13 protein-coding genes are annotated in these 22,975 nt (G+C 52.8%); all 13 read left to right on the forward strand.

Going from position 1 to position 22,975, the window contains the following annotated elements; translation table 11 throughout:
- Nucleotides 1–8: 8 nt before the first annotated feature.
- Nucleotides 9–3,686, forward strand: coding sequence for a hypothetical protein (locus KF749_12580; GenBank protein MBX2991984.1), 3,678 nt, complete (start codon nt 9–11; stop codon nt 3,684–3,686).
- A 17-nt stretch (nt 3,687–3,703) separates the two neighbouring features.
- A complete protein-coding gene (locus KF749_12585) occupies nt 3,704–4,663 on the forward strand; it encodes a cytochrome c3 family protein (GenBank protein MBX2991985.1) in 960 nt (319 codons plus the stop codon).
- A gap of 60 nt (nt 4,664–4,723) precedes the next feature.
- Nucleotides 4,724–6,367, forward strand: a complete 1,644-nt coding sequence (locus KF749_12590; protein MBX2991986.1) for a cyclic nucleotide-binding domain-containing protein — start codon at nt 4,724–4,726, stop codon at nt 6,365–6,367.
- Nucleotide 6,368: 1 nt separating this feature from the next.
- Nucleotides 6,369–7,205, forward strand: a complete 837-nt coding sequence (locus tag KF749_12595) for a hypothetical protein (GenBank protein MBX2991987.1) — start codon at nt 6,369–6,371, stop codon at nt 7,203–7,205.
- Nucleotides 7,206–7,210: 5 nt separating this feature from the next.
- On the forward strand, nt 7,211–8,788 hold the full coding sequence (locus KF749_12600; protein ID MBX2991988.1) for a hypothetical protein: 1,578 nt from the start codon (nt 7,211–7,213) through the stop codon (nt 8,786–8,788).
- Nucleotides 8,785–9,729, forward strand: a complete 945-nt coding sequence (locus KF749_12605) for an FHA domain-containing protein (GenBank protein ID MBX2991989.1) — start codon at nt 8,785–8,787, stop codon at nt 9,727–9,729. Before KF749_12600 ends, KF749_12605 begins: the two co-directional genes overlap by 4 nt.
- Nucleotides 9,726–12,017: an FHA domain-containing protein gene (locus KF749_12610; GenBank protein MBX2991990.1), complete on the forward strand. Its 2,292-nt coding sequence runs from the start codon at nt 9,726–9,728 to the stop codon at nt 12,015–12,017. The genes KF749_12605 and KF749_12610 overlap by 4 nt, the downstream gene beginning before the upstream one ends.
- A complete protein-coding gene (locus KF749_12615; protein MBX2991991.1) occupies nt 12,014–12,796 on the forward strand; it encodes a Stp1/IreP family PP2C-type Ser/Thr phosphatase in 783 nt (260 codons plus the stop codon). Before KF749_12610 ends, KF749_12615 begins: the two co-directional genes overlap by 4 nt.
- 3 nt (nt 12,797–12,799) lie before the next feature.
- Nucleotides 12,800–14,593 (forward strand): serine/threonine protein kinase, encoded by a 1,794-nt coding sequence (locus tag KF749_12620; GenBank protein MBX2991992.1) that lies wholly within the window; start codon nt 12,800–12,802, stop codon nt 14,591–14,593.
- Nucleotides 14,594–14,649: 56 nt separating this feature from the next.
- The gene (locus KF749_12625; GenBank protein ID MBX2991993.1) at nt 14,650–15,675 is read left to right on the forward strand and encodes a hypothetical protein; all 1,026 of its coding nucleotides are present in this window, start codon (nt 14,650–14,652) and stop codon (nt 15,673–15,675) included.
- Nucleotides 15,676–15,758: 83 nt separating this feature from the next.
- Nucleotides 15,759–17,063: a hypothetical protein gene (locus KF749_12630; protein MBX2991994.1), complete on the forward strand. Its 1,305-nt coding sequence runs from the start codon at nt 15,759–15,761 to the stop codon at nt 17,061–17,063.
- A gap of 5 nt (nt 17,064–17,068) precedes the next feature.
- A complete protein-coding gene (locus tag KF749_12635; protein ID MBX2991995.1) occupies nt 17,069–21,712 on the forward strand; it encodes a choice-of-anchor D domain-containing protein in 4,644 nt (1,547 codons plus the stop codon).
- A 22-nt stretch (nt 21,713–21,734) separates the two neighbouring features.
- Entirely contained in the window at nt 21,735–22,838 is a 1,104-nt protein-coding gene (locus KF749_12640; GenBank protein MBX2991996.1) for a hypothetical protein, read from the forward strand.
- The last annotated feature ends 137 nt before the right edge of the window (nt 22,839–22,975 follow it).

Raw genomic sequence — 22,975 nt, forward strand, 5'->3', positions numbered from 1 at the left:
ATTCCTGAATGAACCGAATGAGGTACATAGTTGGATTGATGCTTCTTGTTTCGGCAGGAAACGCGCAGGAAGCCGATCTCATGCGCCAATCGCAAGCCGATGCCGATCGCAAAAGCAAAGGCTGCGTTACGTGTCACGGCGGCATCGAGCCGATGCACAAGAACACCGCGGTGAAGTTAGGATGCACGGATTGTCACGGCGGCAATGCCGATGCTGCGACAAAAGATGCAGGACACGTGAAGCCCCGTTTCCCAGCTCGCTGGAAATCTGCCGCGAATCCGCAGCGATCATACACACTTCTCAATGAAGAGTATCCGGAGTTCGTTCGCTTCGTTAATCCGGGCGATTTGCGTGCAGCGGACAAAGCCTGCGGCCCTTGCCACAACACAGCCGCCGATCCTATCGTGCGCAATGTGCAGAAGAGTATGATGACGACTTCGGCGTTGTTGTGGGGTGGGGCGGCGTACAACAATGGTATTCTACCTGTTAAAACTTACATCCTCGGAGAAAGTTACAGTTGGGATGGAAAGCCGCAACGTATTAATACCGTACCGGCGCCGACACAAGAGGAGATGGAGAAGAAGGGAATCCTTCCGTTTCTTCTGCCGCTTCCCCGATGGGAAATTACGCAGCCGCCGGATAACTTCAGAAGTTTTGAACGGGGCGGAAAGGTTCCACGCATCAATGCTTCAGAGATAGGAATTCCAAATCCGTTGGAGGAGCCGGGCAGGCCTGACAACAAGCTGAGCGACCGCGGCCCGGGCACGCAACTGCGCATCAGTTCGCCCGTGCTCAATATCCACAAAACGCGATTGAACGATCCGCATCTTTCTTTTCTTGGGACGAATGATCATCCCGGCGATTACCGTTCCAGCGGATGCACGGGTTGTCACGTTGTGTATGCCAATGATCGCTCGCCGTTCAATGCCGGGCCGTACGCGAAGTTCGGCAACCGCGGGCAATCGCAAACAGCCGACACGACAATTTCGAAATCGGCTTCGGGTCATCCGATCAAACACCAATTCACGAGGTCGATTCCTTCCAGCCAGTGCATGAGTTGTCACATGCACCAGCCGAATTCGTTCGTCAACACATACCTCGGTTTTCAAATGTGGGATTACGAAACCGACGGCGAGTTGATGTATCCGAAGCAGCAAAAATATCCTTCGGACGCCGAGGCGTTTGCCATTCTCTCCAGGAATCCGGAAGAGGCGGTGCTGAGAGGAAACTGGAGTAATGATGAATTTCTGGCGAAGACAAGCGAGTTGAATCCTCAACTCGCACACACACAATTCTCCGACTATCACGGGCATGGCTGGGTGTTCAGGGCCGTGTTCAAGAAAGATCGGAAGGGAAATCTGCTCGACAAAGATGGCAGTATTATTCCGTTCAACGCGCCGTACAAGTTTGAAGGAGTCGTTCCGGTTGAAGGCGCCACGCCGACGATTCCCTCTCCCGCAAGCAGGAATGCTCAGAAAGCCGTTCATCTGAAGGATATTCATCTTGAGAAGGGAATGCATTGTGTCGATTGCCACTTCAAGCAGGATAGTCACGGCAGCGGCAAATTGGTCGGCGAGTTTCATAATGCGGTAGAAATTCAATGCGTTGATTGTCACGGCACGTTCTCCGAAAAAGCGACGCTGCGAACATCCGGAGTTGCGGCGCCGTCGGGCGGAACGAATCTCGCTGATCTCTACACACCGTTCAGCGAGCGGCGGTTCAGAAAGGCGGGAGGAAAAATCGTGCAGCGTTCGTCCCTTGTCGATACACTGCAGTGGGAAGTCCTGCAAACTGTTGATCTTCACTCAAAAGAATCGCAGGCTTACAACGCCAAAGCGGAGGCCGCTCATTTGATGATGAAGGATGGTACGATCGGCAAGCCGGGTACGGACGAAAACCTGTTCGCCCATTCCTACAAGAAAATGGAATGTCAAAGCTGCCACACGTCGTGGATTACGAATTGCTTCGGGTGTCACCTTCCCCAACAGGCGAACTGGAAGAAGCAGATGAATCACTATGAGGGTGAGGTCTCGCGCAACTGGACGACCTACAATCCGCAAGTGTTGCGCGATGACGGCTACATGCTCGGCCTGACAGGGACGACAAAGGGAAGCAAGATTACAACTGTACGTTCATCAAGCGCGTTGATTCTCAGTTCGGTGAATGCAAATCGTGAGCAGATTTACAACCAACAGGCGCCGATCTCATCGCCCGGTTTCAGCAGTCAAGCATTCAATCCGCATTTTGCGCATACGGTCCGCTCAACGGAAACCCGTACGTGCACGGACTGCCACGTGTCGTCGAAGAACGACAATAACGCGTGGATGGCGCAGTTGCTCCTTCAGGGAACAAATTTCGTCAACTTCATGGGCAAGTACGCGTATGTTGCGGGAGGCGCCGGTGGCGTTGCGGCTGTTCAGGTGACGGAGGGAGATGAACCGCAAGCCGTTATAGGAAGTTACCTGCACAGTCTGGCCTTCCCTGACTATTACAAGGCACATCTCGCCGACAAGAAGACTCTGCAAGCAGTGTACTCGCACGGTGGTACTGTGTTACGGGCAGAGCTACGCGGAGAATATCTCTATGCAGCGTGCGGCGACGATGGTTTCCGAGTTTATGATGTAGCGAACATCGACAACAAGGGTTACTCTGAACGCATCGTGACAGCTCCCGTTTCGCCGCTCGGACAACATACGCGGGTCAAAACAACATACGCGACCGCCGTTGCATTGCCGACGAACATGCCGATTGATACACGACGGAAAGTCAGGCCTGAGAATCAGGAGCAGGGGCCGCTGCATCCGCTGTACAGCTACGCGTACATCACCGACAAGTCTGAAGGGCTGATTCTCGTTGATGTCATGAATCTTGTCGATGCCGATCCGCGAAATAACTTCTTGGAAAGGGCGCTGACATACAATCCGGGCGGCGTACTCAACGGCGCCGTCAATCTGACGATCGCCGGGAATTATGTCTACATTTGTGCCGATAGGGGAATCGTGGTTGTGAATATCGGGAATCCGCTGCAACCTCGCATTGTGAAAGAGATTGGCGCGCCGTTCATTCGTAACCCGAAAGCAGTGGCCGTTCAGTTCCGATATGCTTTTGTGTGTGATGAGGAGGGCGTGAAGACCATCGACCTCACAAACAATGAAGATCCCAAACCTGTTGCAGGAGGTACGCTGGCTTTACAAGGCGCCAACGATATCTACGTTGCCCGGACGTACGCGTACGTTGCAGCGGGGCGGCAGGGACTCGTAATAGTCGATGTCGAGAATCCGGAAAAGATGAAGTTGGAGAAAATCTTCACCGCCGATGGCCAAATCAACGATGCTCAAGGAGTGAAAGTCGCCTCAACGAACGCAAGTCTCTTTGCCTACGTTGCCGACGGCAAAAACGGATTACGGGTCATTCAACTGACCTCACCCAAAACCGTTCCGGGTTTCTTGGGGTTCAGTCCGGCTCCAGCCCCGGTCCTGATTGCTTCGCGCAGAACTCCGGGTCGGGCAGTATCGATTTCGAAGGGGATGGATCGTGATCGCGCAGCGGATGAAAGCGGCAATCAGGTAAGCGTTTTCGGGAGATTGGGTTCCCGTCCGTTTACACTCCCGGAAATGCAGAAGATGTATCTGAAAGACGGAAAATTGTGGACTGTCTCTGATGACGGCAAAGTAATCAGAAAATAACCGGGCGTGACTGTTCAGTGAAACGTGTTCTGTATCCCATCACTCTCTTCAGCGTTGTGACTCTTTTGCCGGTCTACGCATGGAGTCAGAAGTATCAAACACTCGGCCCCGCCGGATGCGGTGTCGGGCAGAACAACTGTCACGCCGCCGACAACAAGAACATGATCGATAAGCACAAGAACTCGGTCGATGATATTGCAGATAGCGAAGATGCGAGAAAATATGCTGAACTCTCGGGCATCGGCGCTGCAAATTATCTCAAGGGATCATCGAAGTGCATGGAGTGTCACGGCACAATCATTTCAGGAAAAGAGAGCAAGGACGTTGAAGAAGGTGTAAGCTGCGAAAGCTGCCACGGGCCCGGCAGCGGATACAAGGACGTTCATCAGGAAGGGAAGTACGCTCCGGGCACGATTCGCCCCGGCTACACAAAGTCCCTCCCGCTTGGCTTGCTTGATATCAAACAGGACTTGAACGCTCGGGCAAAAATGTGCGTGCGTTGCCACTATCTGACAGATCAGAAGATTCTTGCCGCAGGCCATCCCTCCGGAGAGAAATTCAACTACCGTTCGGGAATGAAATCCGTTGCCAAGCATTGGCGGCATCCTATCACCGATGAAGATCAAAGCGTAAAATACTTTGCGGATGCAAAGAAGGTACGGGGACCCGCAACAGCAGGGCCTGCACCAAAACCCGCCGGGAAGCCGGGCAACGCAACGGTAGGCGTACAATCCGTTTCCGGGCAAAGCGTTACGGACATTGATCAAGAAGGGGATTCAGCCCCGCGTCAACGCGTGCGCAGGCCGCCGCCACCTCCGAAGCCCGTGCCGGCCGATGTAAGCGCCGCGCCGCCTCCCCCAAAGGAGCCGATTGTGCTTCCGCCGTTTCCGGCAATCACCGACAGCACCCGGGTAGACTCGGTGTTATTATTGTTGAAGCAGCGGCTTGAGTTGTTGTACAGGAAAACCGGCGGGTAGCAAGATCTCTCCTGTTGAACTATGGTACTTTATTTTTTGAGTGTAGTAGAAGAATAATCAGTGGTTGCATATATGCCATCCGGTCAAACTCAACTCAAACGTCTTGAACAGTACAAGGATCGCTGGACATCTTTCGGCGGCAATACGGGTATCATCGAACTTTCCGAGAAACCGACACCGGAAGTCCTGAAAACATTCGAGATATTTGCAGACTATGATGAGAAGTTTCTCGAGAAGATCTCGCCCGACATTTCCGTAGCGAGGTGGAAAGCAGGAACCGTTCTTTTTGAAGAGGGCAGCTACATTGACATCGCCTTCTTCGTTGTGTCGGGATCGGTTGACGTGTATTTCCAGAAGCAGCACGCTTCAGCATCGCCAATCTTCAACCGCTCACGCACGATGATTGCAACGGCACCGGCCAAAAGTGAAGCGAGCGAGCAGCCCCGGGCAGCGCAAACACTGTTTCAGGCACAGATCGCGAAACAACCCCGGAGTGAAGGCGCAATCTCATTTCTTGCGTCGCTGGACTTTGAACTTCCCAAAGGTGGGGCCGTGAAACTTGGCGCGGGAGAGATTTTTGGTGAGATTGGCGCGCTCAGCGGATGGCCGCAATCCGCCACCGCAAAAACATCAAGCGAGTGCAGGTTGATCCAGATTCGTACTTCGGCGCTTCGGACGATGCGAAAGCGTTCAACCGCACTCAAGTCACGTCTTGATTCTCGCTACAAAGAACGCTCGCTGAAGTCACAACTTCGGGCAACGCCATTATTCAGGGAACTCAATGATTCCTCAATAGAAGAACTTGTTCAGAAGGTTGAGCTTGTTTCCAGCGAACCGGATGAAGTAATCGCCGCCGAGGGGCAACCGGCTGATTGCCTCTATCTCATTCGTTCGGGTTTCATCAAAGTATCCAGGAAGATAGCGGAAGGCAGCATCGTCGTTTCGTATCTCTCGAAGGGAAGCATCTTCGGGCACACCGAGCTTCTTCTTGATGGAATGACGAAGTGGTTGTATACGGCCTCATCGAAGGAATATTCTGAGTTAATTAGAATTTCCCGGGCGGATTTTGCATCGTTGCTTGACGGGCACCCGGCAATGGAACGCTTGATGTGGGACTCTGTTGTTGCGCGGGTCAAGGAAGCCGGCTACAGCAAAAAGAACATCAGCCAATCGGAGTTTATTTCGAGTGCGCTCAACAAAGGATTGGTGGAAGGAAACAGCATTCTCGTTATTGACCTGAATATCTGCACACGTTGCGACGACTGCGTACGCGGCTGTGCGGATACACATGATGGAATTCCCCGGTTTGTTCGTGAGGGAGACAAAATCGGCAACTTCCTTGTCACGCGGGCGTGCTATCATTGCGAAGACCCTGTGTGTTTGGTCGGATGCCCGACAGGCGCAATTCGCCGGACAGATGTGGGAGATGTTGTTGCGATCGATGACAAGTTGTGTATCGGCTGTGCCTCATGCGCGAACAACTGTCCGTATGACGCAATCACGATGCACGAAACGGGCGGCCAATGGCCGGTCGACATGATTCCCGAGGGCTTACGCGGCAAAGAGAAACAGCTTGCATCAAAATGCGACCTCTGTTACACGGATCCGGCAGGGCCTGCGTGCGTCAGGAGTTGCCCTCACGGTTGCGCCGTGCGGGTTGGCGATGTGGAAGAGTTCAGAAATCTCCTGTGGAAAGAGGCATGAGATGATGAAGGTACTTGGATCATTGGAATGGCAGCGTTACGTCCGGTCCCCCCGATGGGCGCTTGCGTTTGTTCTTGGCACCGGCGCATTCATTCTCATGTACCTCCTGAATGTTCTCTTTGCCGAAATCAACCCCGGAAATTGGTGGGGGATAACGTACGGAACAGTGTCTTCGCTGCTCATGCTCGGAGCCGCACTCTATGCTGTCCGTCGCAGAATGTTGAGCCGCAGCATCGGCGACTCAAAAGCATGGGTACAGTTCCATCTCTACGGAGGAACCCTGGCAGGATTGCTTGTGCTGCTGCATACGGGTTTTCGACTACCGCATGGCTTCTTCGATTGGATGCTGTGGCTTCTCTCTCTTTGGGTTACACTCAGCGGATTGTTGGGGGTTGTGCTGCAACGATGGATCCCTAAAATCCTCTCATCCGGATTGTCGGTTGAAGCGATGTATGAGAGAATACCGGAACTTGTCGAGCAGGTTCGTGTCAGGGCGGAGAAAATGGTGGAATCATGTACGGAGCCCGTCCGAGATTTCTATCGATCGAATGTCGCCGCAGTACTGATTGCGCCGCAGATGCGTTTGATTTACTACATCGACGTGACAGGCGGCATCCAATCTTCCATCAAACAATTCGGCTTTTTGCGGAAGGTGTTATCTTCCGAGGAGAAAGAGAAATTGGACCAACTTCAGGACTTGTATCGAACAAAATTGGAATTGGATGCACATTACTCTCTGCAGAAGCCGTTGCGATTGTGGTTGATCACTCACGTACCTCTTTCGCTGGTTCTGTTGCTGATGGTGGCGATGCATATCTGGGCCGTCTGGTACTACTAACGATTATGGCAAAGCAGAAAGACGAAAGCAGAAAGAAAGGAACCTTCGGCGATGTCCGGTTGCCGGTGACGAAGAAGTACGTGTTTCCCCTCTCCCGAAAACTGTTGATGATCGCGGGCGGAATTGGTTGCGCCCTGATTGCATTGTATTACGCGGGGGATGCCCTGATTCTCGACAACACATTCATCTCAAGCGGCGATCTTTCATCCAACCATTCACAATTCGAGGCAAATTGCACCGGCTGCCATCAATCATTTGCAGGCGTTACAGACTCGAAATGCTCCACGTGTCATGAAAAGGCAAACGACAAATCAGGCGTGTACACGTTTTCTGCTCACTATCTGTATCGCTCGGAAGATGTCGGCAGGATTGGCGCAGCGAAAGAGAAGCACGCATCCGACGAACAACGGTGCGCGAGCTGCCATCCTGATCATAAGGGAAGAGATGCGGCAATTACCCGAACTCCTGATTCAAAATGTGCATCGTGCCACTTCTCATCGTTCAACAGCAATCATCCTGAGTTCGCGTTTGCCCGTACAACTACGCCGGATGATTCGACATTGAAGATGACGCACGTTCTGCACACGAAAGAAGTGCTGAAGCTGCTGAAAACGCCGAATGCTGAGCAGGCGTGTTTATATTGTCACGAAGCCCAACCCGACGGCAAAGGATTCAAGTCTCTGGACTTCGAGGCACATTGCGGAGATTGTCATCTGACGGCGAATGTCGAGACGCCCTCGCTTGCAATCAAAGACGCTGCAAATCCTTCCTCCATCGGTGTTGAGACGCTCGAGATGATTCAGCGACGACGCGGGCCCGGTACGACATGGGCTTTCTACACAAACCCGAACGAGTTTACTGTGAGCGGCTCCCGCGTCAAGAAATCGCCCGTGTATCATCGCGATCCGTGGATTCTTGAAAACCTCAGGCAGCTGTACCGGCTTATACATTCCGATTCGACTTTGGCTGATCTGCTGGCCGCTTCCGGTCAGGGAACGACGAGAAGCAAAGAAGGCGTGTATCGCGAGGCCATCAAGACTCTTCAGGATTACGTGATTGGTTTGCGTTCGCGCCCTGAAGTTGAGATTCAGCGGGAGTTGACGATGATAGACTCATTGCTGAAAGAGGCGCAGCAACGGATTTCATCAGGCGAGACTGTTCCGGAACTCCCGGGCCTTGCGCATAGTGTCAAAGCAGCCGTTCAGCGTCAAGAGATTGAGGAGTTTGCAGAAAAGGTAGCGAAGCCCTGTCTCGAATGTCACTTTGTGCAGGGTGCATCAATCCTTAACGTCAAGGCAGGCCAGCGTTCGTTTCTGCGTGCAGAGTTCGATCATCGGGCGCATATCATTCAACGGCGGTGTCTCGATTGCCACAATGTGATTCCTGTCGAACGGGCGCTCGCTGGCGATACGACGGGTGTTGCCGCAATCGACAAAGCAACAACCCACAACCTTCCGAAACTCGACAACTGCACGGAATGTCATACACAAAGTGCCGGGTTGAGCAACTGCGTGTCGTGCCACTTCATGCATCCGAATAAGCAGAATCGCGGCAGTCTGCAATTGTTTGTTGAGAGGAAATGATGAAGGCGCGATTGTTCTGCAAAACAGGTCAGTTGGCCGGAGCCTCGTTTGAAATCGGCAGGGAGGCAACTATCGGCAAGGCTCCGGGGAATTCGATTCAACTCTATCCGCAGTCAATTTCAGGGAACCATGCGCGCATCTTCTTTGATGAAAAAGAGAAGAAGTACATCATCGAAGATCTCGGTAGTCGTAACGGTACCCGTCTTGATGGCGTCCGTGTCCGGGGAAGAGAACGCCTCAGCGAATTGCATATTATCACTTTTTCAAACACGTTTGATTTTCTCTTTCAGGTGATGGAAGATTCCTCGCAACAGCAGAACAATAAACCCGATGAACAGGCGATACAGAAGCAGGCTCCTCCCAAGGCCTCCGTTCCTGATCGGAAGACGAAAATCAGCGATGAATTCGTTCCCCTTCCCTCACAATCCAACAAAGAAGAGCGTGCCGGTCAAGGAACCGAAGAACGGCAGAAGACTGTCTTTGACGATGGTGCCTTCTCGCTTCCGGCATTTCAAGAGATCCGGGAGCAACCCGTTTCGGAAGATGTCCAACGCACGAAAGTCGGGATTGATTTCACGCCTGTTCCTTCATTTGTCGAACCTTCGAAACCACCGAAACCTGCCGCTCCGGAATCGTTGCCGCATTACGTTTTGATTTTTGAGGGATTGAAAGGAGGGCCCGCTGCGTTCGACCTGAAGGAAGGCTCTATGATCGTAGGTCGTGAACAATCATCCGCCATATTCATTGATGATGGTTCGATGTCGCGCAAACATGCAGAGTTCGTGTTGAAGGAGGGAACGCTGACGCTGAAAGATCTTGGAAGCAAGAATCATACGTATATCAATAATCAGAAAATTTCGAAAGAAGTTGAAGTGAGGGAAGGAATAAGCATCACGTTTGGCATTGTCAAGGCGCGTCTCGTCAGAAAGCCTTCAAAATGACAAGCGTAACGTACTCGGCCGATGGTTCGCTGGTATTGAACACGCCGACAGCGCTACCCGGCGTTCTCGACCTTCTTATTGTCGGAGGAGGCCCGGCAGGAACTGCCGCAGCTTTCCGGGCGAAAGAACTCGGCCTCAATGCGTTGGTGATTGATTATGACGATCTCATGAAGCGCATTCGTGATTATCCGAAGGACAAGTTGATTCTTCCCGATTTCGGCGGCGGAGACCGGATGCGTTTTCCGAAGGGCGGCAACCTCATCTCAGCGCTGCACTTCTCCGCCATTGACAAAGATGAGATGGTGGATGAATGGAAGCGCCTGTATGTTGCAAACAGCATTCCCGCTCAAATTGGAATCGAATTGCTCGGACTCCAACGTCGCGGTGATGGCGTGTGGCAAGTGAAAACGTGGAATCACAACACGAAATCGGAACAGACGATTCCGGCCAGACATATTGCCGTCGGAATCGGGCGCGGCGTGCCGCGACGATTTGACATTCCGGGCAATACAGACGGGATCGCCTACCGGCTTGCCGACGCGCATGCCAATGTGAATGGCCCGGCGCTCGTAATCGGCGGAGGAACTTCGGCTGCCGAGGCTGTTATTGCCATCTCCAATGCAAAAGTAAAAGCAAACGAATCATCGGCGGTGTACTGGTCGTATCGCGGCGACAAACTTCCCAAGGTTTCCAAGGCTCTCGCCGATGTGTTCTTTGAAGCGTACATCGGCAACGGTAATATCCGCTACTTTCCCAACAGTGAGCCGGTGGCAATTGTAACTGCGGATGACAAACGGGAATATCTGTCGCTCAGAACCGATCGCAAGTCGATTCCCGGCCGCCCGAATGAAACGTCGCATCTGGAGTTTTCCAAAGAACTTTGCATAGCCTGCATCGGCGAGGACATTCCCGAGGCGTTTCTCAATTCTCTCGGTATCAGGATGGTGACCGGCGGCCCCGCAAACAAGAAGCGAATGTGTGTCACGTCTCTTCTTGAAACTCAACAACCGAACGTGTATCTCATCGGCGACATACTCAGCCAGGTCTATCTCGAAACACAAGATTTCAATGCCGATCCGTCAACATTCCGGGAAGTAAAACACAGGGGCAATATCAAGGCGGGAATGATTGACGGGGTTATTGTCGCGGAAATCGTTGCCCAGCGGGTCGCAGGAAAGAAAGAGATCGAAGTGAACGTCCAGCTTGCGGATGAAGCGCCAACGTCGGATCAACCGCCGGTTCCCCTATCTCCCCTCATGACCGTGTTCTCTAAAATCACGGAGCCGCCGCAGGAAAAGACGCCGGACAAAGGGGCGTACCTTGTCCGCCTGACGGCCGGCGGAGTAGAGGAAGATGAGTTTGCAGTAAATATGAATGGCGTTACAACGATCGGACGAAAATTCTGCGATATTGTATTTCCGGAGGACGCAAATCTCTCGGAACGTCACGCCTCAATTTCACATAGCGGAGACGGGTTCTCGCTGCGTGACGACGGAAGCCAGACAGGTGTATTTTTGCGAACAACCGAAGCGAAGCCGGTGGAAGTGACCGACGGGGACCTGGTGAGATTGGGCAGACAGTTTCTTATCTTCAGGCAGGAAAACGGACAGCCGGCATTTTTCCATTACGATCAATCCGGAAAACAGGTCGGTAAATATTTTCCGGCACAAGAAAAAGCCATTGTACTTGGTCGCGAAGCTCCAGATATTACGCTTGATGCCAAGGATATGACCCTTTCCCGGCGGCACCTTTCCATCGCTACCAAAGACCGGAAGGTGTTTATCAAAGATCTCAAGAGTGTTAACGGCACGTACCTCAAGGTTCGTAATGCCGTCCGGATCGAACCCGGGGAAATGTTCCGCGTCGGGAGTCAGGCGTTCAGACTAGACTTGCAGGAAGAGATCGTCGTTGATCGGGTTCGGGTGACAACGAAGGCGCCTTCTGTAGCGAAGCCTGTCGCAAAACCTGTTGAACCGGTTTCTGCCCCGGCCGCATCCGGGATGGTGGTTATCTTCAAGGGTCTCGACAAAACAGTCCCGTTCGACCCCGGGCAAACCATTTGTACTGTTGCCGAGAATAGTGGAATCAAGATTGTTGCAGAATGCCATGCAGGAATTTGCGGCAGCGATCCTGTCAGGATTATTTCGGGCGGAGAACATCTGAATCCGGTTGGTGAGGATGAACGTGGAACGCTCGAAGACATTTGCGGTCTAAAACCGGGCGAGTGCAGGCTTGCATGCATGGCGAAGCCTTCAGGCGCCGTTGAACTGGAGATACTTGCTTCGTGAAGTCTATTCTCTTTGCAGGGAAAAGTGATGTAGGAATGGTTCGATCCGAGAACCAGGATGCCTTTGCCAAATTCCCTGAGGATGATCTCGATCTTTCCGGCCCCAGGGGACAACTCTTCATAGTTGCCGACGGCATGGGAGGTCATGCGGGAGGACGAGAGGCAAGCAGGCTTGCCGTTGAAACAATCGGCGAATCGTACTTTGCGTCGAACGGCTCTGTAGTAGCCGGATTGAAGAAAGCCTTTACCGACGCGAACCGCGCCATCTACGAATACAGTCTTCATCATCCGCAATTTCACGGGATGGGAACCACATGCATAGCGCTGGTCATTCAGAAGGGAGCCGCGTATGCGGCTCACGTCGGCGACAGCAGGTTGTATCGAATTGCATCCAAACGCATCGACCAACTTACCAATGATCATTCCAAAGTTGCGGAAATGGTGAGACGCGGGCTTATCACGGCAGAAGAAAGCAAGGCTCATCCTGAACGTTCGATGTTGTACCGTGCTATGGGCGTTCGAGCGGATTTTGACTACGATCTTCTCAATGGTATTGAGTTGGGTGGTGACGAGTATTTCCTGATGTGTACCGACGGGCTGACATCGTATGTTGAGGATGAAGAATTGAGGGACATTGTACTTTCCAATTCGCTGCAGAAATCATGCGACAAGCTTGTTGATCTTGCAAAACAACGCGGCGGACATGACAACATTACGGTTCAGATCATTCAGGTCAAGGGTTCGGAGAGTTTCTTGAAATCAGTTTTCAGATCGAGATAAGCGATGCAGCAATCCATCATCGGCAAAGTGATCGACAATTACGAGATCACCGGCATCCTCGGCAAGGGCGGAATGGGTGTTGTGTACAAAGCGAAGGATATGACGCTTGACCGGGATGTCGCCCTCAAAATGATGGATGCGAACTTTGCTCGGGACGAGGATTTTCTCAAGCGCTTCAAATCCGAAGCCAAGGCTCTTGCAAAATTGCAGAACTCGAACATCGTGAGCGTGTTTGCGTTGCGTGAAACGGAGATCGGCTTCGCGCTGGTGATGGAATTTGTGGAAGGAAACACTCTTGCCGACCGCATCCGCATGAACGGCGCGCTGCCGCTGAACAAGACTCTGCCCATTTTCAAGCAACTTCTTACTGCGCTCGATCACGCTCATCGTCTGGGAATCATCCACCGCGATATCAAGCCGGGCAACGTCATGCTGACGCCGCAGGATGTGGTCAAGGTGACGGATTTCGGCCTTGCAAAAATCCAGCAGGTTTCCAGCGCAACCGTGACGATGGGAACAGGTGGTACACTGTACTACATGTCTCCCGAGCAGATACGCGGGCTCGCCAATGTAGATGCACGCGGCGACGTGTACTCGCTCGGCATGACGCTGTACGAGACGGTGACGGGGCGTGTTCCGTTCGGGAACAACGCAACAGATTTTGATATTCGCCAGATGATTGTTGAGGGGAAAATTCCGCCCGCGGACAAATTCAATCCTTCTCTCCCGAAGGAAATCGTAAAAGCGATCTCCAAATCCCTCGAAAAAGATCCTGCAAAGCGATTCCAGTCTGCCGCCGAAATGTGGGACATGTTGTCACGTGTGGATGTTGGAAAAGCGCCGGCCGCGGAGGAATCGACGGGGCAGCCAATTCTTCCCGCCCCGAACCTTAAGAAACAGACGTCCACACGGCGTCCGCTGTACTTGACACTCGGTGCGGGAGCAACGCTCATTGCGGTGTTGTTCGCTCTTCGACCAGTACTTTTTCCGCCGGATGCAACGCTCTCTGTTCAATCCGATCCCGCCGGCTCAAAGGTGATGCTCAATGGAAAACTTGTGGGTACGACGCCGCTCAAAAGTCTTTCTGTTGATCCCGGAAAGATTTCCGTACGGGTTGACCGTGAAGGGTACTATGTAAAGGATACATCCTTTATGCTGTCCGAAGGCCAGGTGTTCGGGCTTTCTCTTGCCCTGAACAAGCTTCCCGAACAGATCGTTACGGAAGAAAAACCCGGGCTCACCGGCGAGGATCGTGCCTCAACGAAGGATGGAGCCCTGGAGAGTGAGACTGCCAGCATAAAGCCTGCGCGCGAGGAAACGCAAACGTCACGACCGGTTGATTCCAAGCCCGTTGGTTTCGGTACCTTACAACTGGCGATGGTTCCTGACGGATCGGTTTCGATTGACGGATCGAGGTCAAGCATCGGAAAAAGCGGAATGTCCTTTCAGGCTGCGGCCGGCGATCGTGTTGTGGTGTTTGAACATCCGCAATACGGAACCAAACGCACAACCATCAAAGTGAAACCGGGCGAAACGGAAGCTCTTACATGTTATTTTGAAACATACTTCAGCATTGTCGTACAGGGTGATGCATCAGGGGGGATGATTTCGGTGAACGGTAAGACCACGGATATCTTCGCGCCTGTTGCACGATTTCCACTCGGGCCGGGAAGACATCGCGTTACTGTAACCAGGTTCGGATATGAGACGCAGGGAGGGGAAAGGGAAGTTCTCGTGTCTCCCTCCTTCGAAGAAAAGACGGTTCCGTTGACGTTTACATTGAAGAAAGAAGGGTAGAAATGCCGTTCAAATTGCGAAGTGGAAAGTCTATTTTCAAACCAAGGGAGGAAGCTATGATTCGTTTTTTGCGGTGTATTCGTGTCGTGTTCATTTGCGTCCTGTCGTTTGGCGCGAGCATTGTAGCTCAAGCGCAAGGCGATGGCGTCAAACGATGGGAGGAGGCAATGAAGTGGTACAGCTCCGCCAATTTCGACAAGGCGATTGAAATTCTCGCGCCAATGGCGGATGATGTTTCGGTGGACAAGAAGATCAGGAAGAATGTCCTTCTTGCATTAGGCCGCTCGTACGTCGCGAAGGGAGATAAGAAGCAGGCGACAGATGCGATGATCAAGTTGCTTGAACTTGAACCCCCGATAATCGAGCCTGATCCCGATACAGAAGCTCCCCCGCTTCTCAAAGTGTATTATGAAGCACGGAAAACCAAGTCCGGAACGTTGCAAGTTGAGCAACGGCCCGATCCGGGCATCAAGACCATCGCAATTCTTGATTTCAAGAACCGCTCAGTTGACGACAAGGACAAGTACGATCCGCTGGAGAAGGGTTTCGCGGAATTGATGATCGATCAACTCAATGGTTCGGTTGATCTGAAGGTGATCGAACGTGAGCGCATCCAATGGATTCTGGAAGAAATAGGGTTGGAAAACGATCCAACCAAGTTCGACCAGTCGTCGGCCGTGCGTGTCGGGAAGCAGCTTGGGGTGCATACGATTCTGCTGGGAAGCTTCATCAAAGTGAAGAACAATATGAAACTTCTTGCCCGATTGGTGAAGGTCGAAACAAGTGAAATACTTGCGACCGAACAGGCTGACGGCAAGGCGGATGATTTCTTCGAGATTGCCGAGAATCTCAGTCTCAAAGTTGCCAAGAAAATCAACGCAACCCTGACCAAGGCTGAAATTCAGAAGGGGAACGAAACTAAATCCCTGGATGCAATGATGTCGTATTCCGAAGGCCTCGTAATGCTGGAAAAAGGCAACTACAAAGGCGCCTACGACAAATTCATGCAAGCGCTGGAAATGGATCCGAAGTACGACAAGGCAAAAATGAAGGCGGAAAGCCTCAAGCCTTTGCTCGGATGAACGTTAACATCTGTTCTTAAGGTATTGTAAGAAGTACCCGGGGGGTCGAATCCACCTAACTACAACGAAGCATTGAGGACTCAATGCAGCAACTCCGTTCGTTCCTTATAGCCGGTTTTACTCTCATCTTCATTTCTTCATGCGCCGCATTGAGGGAAGGAGGAAGAGAGCAGGACTATTCCTCCGACATGGCGAAGTTGCAGCGTCAGTTGATCGTCAATCCCAACGATCCGGCTGCGTTGCGCGATCTTGGCGTTGTTTATTTTCAGACGAATCGCTATGAGCCTGCCAAATCATATCTCTCACGCTCCTACTATCAGGTAAAAGACGATCCTCGTACGATGTTTTATTACGGGATGACGCTTGAGTACTTGGAAGATCTTCAGGGGGCGCTTTCCGTGTACATCAGCTATTCGGAGGTACCCGCAATCTCGCAATACCGGAAACTCATCGAGGGACGTTACCGGTCGCTAACGCAGGAACTCATCCGCCGGCAGTTCAAACAGCTTGTTGCCGATGAACAGAGACTCGGGACGGAGAAAATTGCTCCGAGGGCTGTCGCCGTTTTCCCTCTCACATACCAAGGTACGGACCCAAGATATGAAGCGCTGGGAAAAGGACTCAGCGAAATGATTCTCATCGACCTCGGTCAAGTGAAAAGCCTTCAAATGGTCGAGCGCATCCGGATTGAGGCGTTGCTGGAAGAACTCCAATTTGCGCAATCGGCATCTGTCGATCGTTCGTCCGCTCCCCGCATGGGTAAGTTGTTGAGCGCCGGCCGGATTGTCTCCGGTTCATTTAATGTGAACAACTTCAACCTCCGGATGGATGTTGCCGCGTGGGATATTGTGGCGCAAAAATTTCCCGGTTTCCAGTCAGGATCAGATGAGTTGGACAAGTTGTTCAGAATACAGAAAGAACTTGTTTTCGGCATTATCCGTGAACTCGGCATCACGCTGACTGTCGAGGAGAGGGAGAAAATCCAACTCGTCCCGACAAGAAACACATTCGCGTTTCTCACATACTGTCTTGCTTTGAAGAGTGAAGACGCCCGTGATTTCCGGGCTGCGAAGGTATTGTACAACGAAGCGGCAGCGCTCGATCCCGGCTTCAATCTTGCAAAGTCGAAAGCAGAGGCGATGGAGGCGCTGAGCATTGCCGGCGGCCCGAAGGAAGATGCTCTTCTTGCAGCCGAGGAACTTGAACTTGGCCCGAAGAAAGCGAAAAAGAAAACGAATCTCGTTCTTGATCGACTGAGACATTTGGGGCAGGGAATCGGGGGTACGTTCAATTCAGGCGAAGACAATCGCAAATCGGTTGAAGAAGCCGGCAGAAACGGCGCGGGTGTCGGGCGTCTTCCTGAACCTCCTCCTCCTCCCGGAAGGTGACGGCCATGAAACGTACGTTCAAGTTTTTCATCTCTCTCGTCATTCTTGTTGCTTGTTCTGAAGGAACGAATGCTCAAACGGTGAAGCAAAGACTCTGGGTCACCGATGGCGAGGTTCGTGCTATTGTCAAGAGCGGCAGAATATCCTATGTCGGCGGCTCGTTCGGCTATGTCGGACCGGTTACAGGCGGGGCTGTTGTGCTGAGCTCGGCATCGGGGCTCATTCTTCCTTCCTCGCCAAAAGTCAATGGCGACGTGCTGACAGTCGCCGCCGACGGCAACAACGGATGGTACATCGGCGGCAGCTTCACGGAGGTTAACGGCGTTGCCCGTTCGCGTGCAGCGAAAATTCTCCCGAACGGCTCTCTTGACAATACGTGGAATCCGCAGTTCGACGGCCCCGTTCATGCAATCGTTGTCGGAACGGCGGGGGTGTATGTTGGTGGGAGTTTCTCGCGAGTCGGTGCTGCGGTTCGTAATAACGCTGCTCTTCTCAATCCGACAAATGCGGCTGTACTTTCTTGGAATCCGAATCCCAACAATACCGTCAGGACGATACAAGTTGTGCCGCCGTATGTGTATGTCGGCGGCGAGTTTACAGCCGTCGGCGTTGTGCCGATCGCCCGCGACTATGTTGCGAGAATAGATATATCGTCGGGAGGAGTTGACTCTGTTTGGAGTCCGTCGCCCAACGGATTTGTCCTTTCGATCCTCACCGCGGTAGGTCAGAACAATGTGTGGTTGGGAGGAGAGTTCTCACTGATCGACACTTCGTCTCGACCGCATCTTGCTTCTGTCACGAGCGGGGGAACGGGGTTCGTTACAGACTGGAATCCGCGCCCGAACGGCCCGGTGCATGTGTTGAGATTGGCAGGCTCGCGGCTGCATGTGGGGGGAAGGTTTACCGCAATCCTGGATTCCGTTCGCGGCAATGCCGCCGCCGTTGATCCGTTTGTCAGCCGGCTTCTGTCTTGGAATCCGAATCTGAACGGTCCGGTAAATACAATGGAATTTTCCGGAGGGATATTCTACGTCGGCGGGCTGTTCTCGTCCGTCGGAGTTGCGCAACGCAGAAACATTGCAGCTGTTGATTCTGTTCTTGGCAACGTGTCGGGCTGGAACCCGGTTGCCGGCTCTGAAGTGAAGGTAATCGGCGTTCAGTCAAATGTGTTCTTGGGTGGATTGTTCAGAAGCGTGAACGGCGCTGTTCGCAGAAATGTCGCAGCGCTTGATGACACTGCCGGAGCCACTGCTTTCAATCCGAATGTAAATGGCGGCGTCAATGCAATGAGACTTTCAGGGAATACACTCTATCTCGGAGGGGGATTCGACACGGTTTCGGGACAACGAATCACGAGACTCGCGGCCGTTAACGCGAACTCGGGTTTCCCGACAGCGTGGAGGCCGCAGGTTGGCCCCGATGGAGTCGTCAACGCAATCGAACTTTCAGGGCCGACTGTTTACGCCGGCGGCACCTTTACGACAGTCGGAACGACACAAAGGAGATATCTTGTTGCCCTCGATTCGGCAACAGGCTCGCTAACGGCATGGAATCCGAATCCGGACGATCATGTGCTGGCCCTGAAGCTCTCTGGCGGAGTACTGTACGCCTCAGGACTTTTCACTCAAATCGGGACAGAGCCGCGAAACCGGGTTGCCGCAATCAATCTCGCAACGGGAGCGCCAACGGTGTGGGAGCCGAATACGGCGGGTGTCACTTCTATTTCCGCATTGGCGGTAACCGGACCCGCCGTGTATGTCGGTGGGGCATTCACAACAATCGGCGGTCAGCAGCGCAACGCGCTCGCCGCGCTCGACTTGACACGAGGGGATATAACGGAATTCAACGCCGGACTTGCATCGCAAAGCAGCGTGAACGTTATCGTTCCTGCCGGAAACTCTCTGTATGTCGGCGGCATTCTCAACTCCACTTCTGATCTGATTTCTGTGAACAGGGTTTCCGGCGCCATCAATCCTTGGAATCCGCAGGTTGTCGGCGGTGTGTCGGCAATTGCGATCTCGGTTAACGATACGAGTGTGTTAGCCGGTGGAAGGTTCACGCACGCTCTGAGTGATCTTCGCCCGTCGTTGGCGGCATTCACAGACCCGGCGGTGCTGCTGCCTGCGTTTGTGATGAACAGGACTTCCATTCCCTTCGGCACAGTTCCTCTCGGCGGTGAGAAATCGGAGGCTGTGGTTATCACGAATACGGGTGGTGCATCATTGGTTCTTAGCGATATAGCAACCAGCAATCCGGCCTTTGCTGTTCTCCTTCTTCCCTTTCCTCCAATCGAAATTCTGCCCGGTCAAAGCCGGGTGTACTCGATCTCGTTCTTGCCGTCTACCGGCGGGCCGCAGACCGGGGTTATCACGTTCACGCACACTGCTGCCGGGTCACCTGCTACTCTTCCCGTCAGTGGAACGGGGTTTGGGCCGTTCCTCGTTGCGTCGAAGCTTGATATGCCATTCGGGAGCATCCGGGTTGGCACAACAAGAGAGGATACGATCACTCTCGCGAATACAGGCAACGACACGCTTAAGATCAGTCTTGCCGCTGTAACCGACACGCAGTTCATCGTTTCACCTTCTCTTGCAAACATTCTTCCCTCGGCGAACAGAGTGTTTACTGTGACGTTCAGGCCGGGGTATCGCGAAGCGTTTGGCGGACTTCTACGATTTGAGCACAATGCGGCCGGCTCTCCAACTTCTATCGGGATTTCAGGTACAGGTGTCGCGTCCGAACTTGTACCTCTCCCGCGAATTGTGCAGTTCGATTCTGTTGCGGTGGGCAGCAGCCGCACGCGCTTACTCTCAATCGTGAACGGGGGCGATGCGAATCTCAATGTGTCGAACGTCAGAATCATCGGGCCGAACGCCAATGAGTTTGCTATAGTCGGAACAACAGGGCCGTTTCCTCCGGTGGGGTCCATCGGCGATACGCTGAGAATCCCGATACGCTTCTCTCCGGTTTCCCTGCAGGAAAACAAGTCGGCATCACTCGTTATTCACAGCGATGCGCTTGTTGCGGTTGATACTGTGCTGCTCAGAGGCTCCGGGAGAACCACGCTTATTCAAGTGACGATCGGAGGCGATACGCTGCTTGGTTCACAGATCAATGTGACTGCACAAGGGCCGCCCGGCTTCCAGATTCTGCGTGCCGCATTGTATTACCGTGCAGCCGGACGCTTCAACTACGATTCTCTCGATCTAACGGTGAGCGGACAAGCATATACGGGCTTCTTCCCCGATAGCGCTGTCACTCCGCGGGGGATTGAATATTTTGTAAGACTGACAGGTACGGAGGAATCGATCACGAATCCTGAACTCAATCCTGAAGAGAATCCCGCCATCGTTCGGGTGAAAGTCGGAGCCCTCGTGACGTCGCTGCAATTTGAGCCCAGAAAATACAGAATGATTTCAGTTCCGCTGGATCTGGCCGATGCGGATCCTGAAGAACAGCTTGTTGACGACTACGGCCCGTACAATCAAACACGGTGGAGACTGTTCCGTTGGGAAGGTGACAGGAACGTCGAGCTTCCTGCCATTCAACATGACTTCCGTCCCGGTTACGCATTCTGGCTGATCACGTCGGATGGAAAACGCTTTGATGCAAAAGACGGAAAATCTGTGCTGTCGGGAATTCCTTTCAATATTCAACTCGTCCCGGGCTGGAATCAGATTGCGGCGCCGTTTGCATTTTCTGTTGATTGGGAAGAGATTGAAAACCACAATCTTGTTCAACGCCCTGTGTTCTGGAATGGTGATGAATTCGATCCTGATGTCGAGTTGCTTCATCCGTGGGAGGGATATTTTGTTCTGAACGATTCATCGCAACCGATCACGCTGTCTGTGCCGTCGTTTGAATCGACAGTCCGAAGGCCGAAGAACGCCCAGCCGTTTCCGTTGAAGAACGACGGAGACTACGTTTTGCAGCTTTCAGCATTTTCCGGAACGATGAAAGACAGCTACAATTATCTTGGATTTGTCGGGAATGCAACGCCGGAGTTTGACCGGCTGGATATTGTCGAGCCGCCGCCAATTGACGAGTATGTGAACCTTGCGATTGTCGAAAACGGGAGGAAATATCTCGGCAATTTCAAGCCGCAATCAGAGAGGGGGAATCAGTGGCGGGTTCAGATTGCTTCCACACAGTCTGATCAAACTGTGGCCGTTGCCGTTCGTGAAATCGGCCGACCGGTTGATGGCTTCAATACCTACATTCTCGATGAAGATGAATTTGCATACGTGCCGTTGGCAAACGGCTCGTTTTCCGTTCGTTCGGGTGCTGCAAACACCGTCCGTTCGTTCAGAGTGATTATCGGAACTCCGGAATTTGCCCGGGAGGCAAGCGGTGGCATTCCACTTGCCCCTGTGGAATATGTACTCGATCAGAATTACCCCAATCCGTTCAATCCAATAACAACTATCCGCTTCGCACTCAGCAAGCGAAGCGAGGTTTCGCTCTCTCTTTACAATCTGCTCGGGCAGAAAGTGAGGACGCTTGTCAGCGGAGAACAGACGACAGGAATCTACTCGGTGGTTTGGGACGGCTTGACGGACGGCGGCTCCCAGGCGGCGAGCGGAGTGTATGTGTATCGTCTCCGCGCCGGTGAATTTCAGGCAACCAGAAAACTCCTCCTATTACGGTGAACTGACAATGGAGAGATTCTACATGAAACCGACAATACTTGTACTTCTTGTTACCGTATTTCTGCTTGAGTCGTACGCACAACCGCAATCCGATCAGGAAGCACAGCTCATCAGTCAAACCGGGACGTTGAGCGTGATGCCGTTGTATCAGCGATGGTCAATGGACAGCGTTGCATTTGCCGAAGCAAGCTCGATCGTTTCCCTCTACTATCCCGTCAGCAGAGAGGCGAGCGTGTCGTTGCGGGGGGCTTTCGGATCGACATCAGGCGATATCGCGTCGCTTGGCGGAGTTGCGGATCTGGAACTTTCCGGAACGTATCATCTTGAATCTGCCAATCTCATGTTCAATCTCGGTATCGGGATTCCGAGCGGCAAGAAGGAATTGACGGCGGATGAGTTCGGCACGTCACTCGTCCTGGCGAACAGCCTGTTTCGATTTCAGATTCCTCATTTCGGTGAAGGGATTCGACTGTCTCCCGGCGTTGTGTGGGCAATGCCCATGAGCGAGGATGTTGTGCTCGGATTCGGGCTCACGTACCAGTATCGGGGGCGATTCGAGCCGTTGCAGAGTTTCGGGAAGTACGATCCGGGCGACGAAGTATCGGCAACCGCGGGATTCGAAGTCCGTATCGGCGACGTCTCCTCACTTTCCGGCGATGTCATCTACACACATTACGGAGTTGATAAACTGAACGATGCCGATTTCTTTTCGGCAGGGGACAAGGTGTTAGCTATATTGCAATACCGGACATTCTTCGATCTTGACGAGCTGGTTATTCATGGCACATACCGGACGAGGGCAAACCCGGATGTTGCTCTCGGCAGAATCCTTACGCCGTTGAAAGATCGGCTTGAGCCGGCGTTGGGCGAATTGTTTGTATCGTACACATCGGAATTCAGCAAGACTTTTTCGGCGCAATTCTCGCTTGAAGGACGGTTCTTTGAGTCAACTGCAGTTCCATTCTCCGGGTTCACGCTCGTCGAGATCGGGGTACAGCCGACATTTGTTCTTGCCGATGGTATTTCGCTTCCTCTGAGATTGAAGTACGTGTACGGGAATGTGACCAGCACAAGCGGGGCTCTTTCCGGTATCGAAGCCGGTGTCGGACTTGTCTTGAATTACTGAAATGAACCCTCACAGAAAAATTGACACGTGAGCAACCCGGTTTTCGAATTCTGTGCGGCAACTATCTCCCTGCGGCAATTCTTGTGCTTGTTGCAGCATCACAGGCGAATTCAGGAACCGTGATCGGCCGTCAAATC

The sequence above is a fragment of the Bacteroidota bacterium genome (assembly GCA_019637975.1).
Lineage (GTDB): Bacteria > Bacteroidota > Ignavibacteria > UBA10030 > UBA6906 > CAADGV01.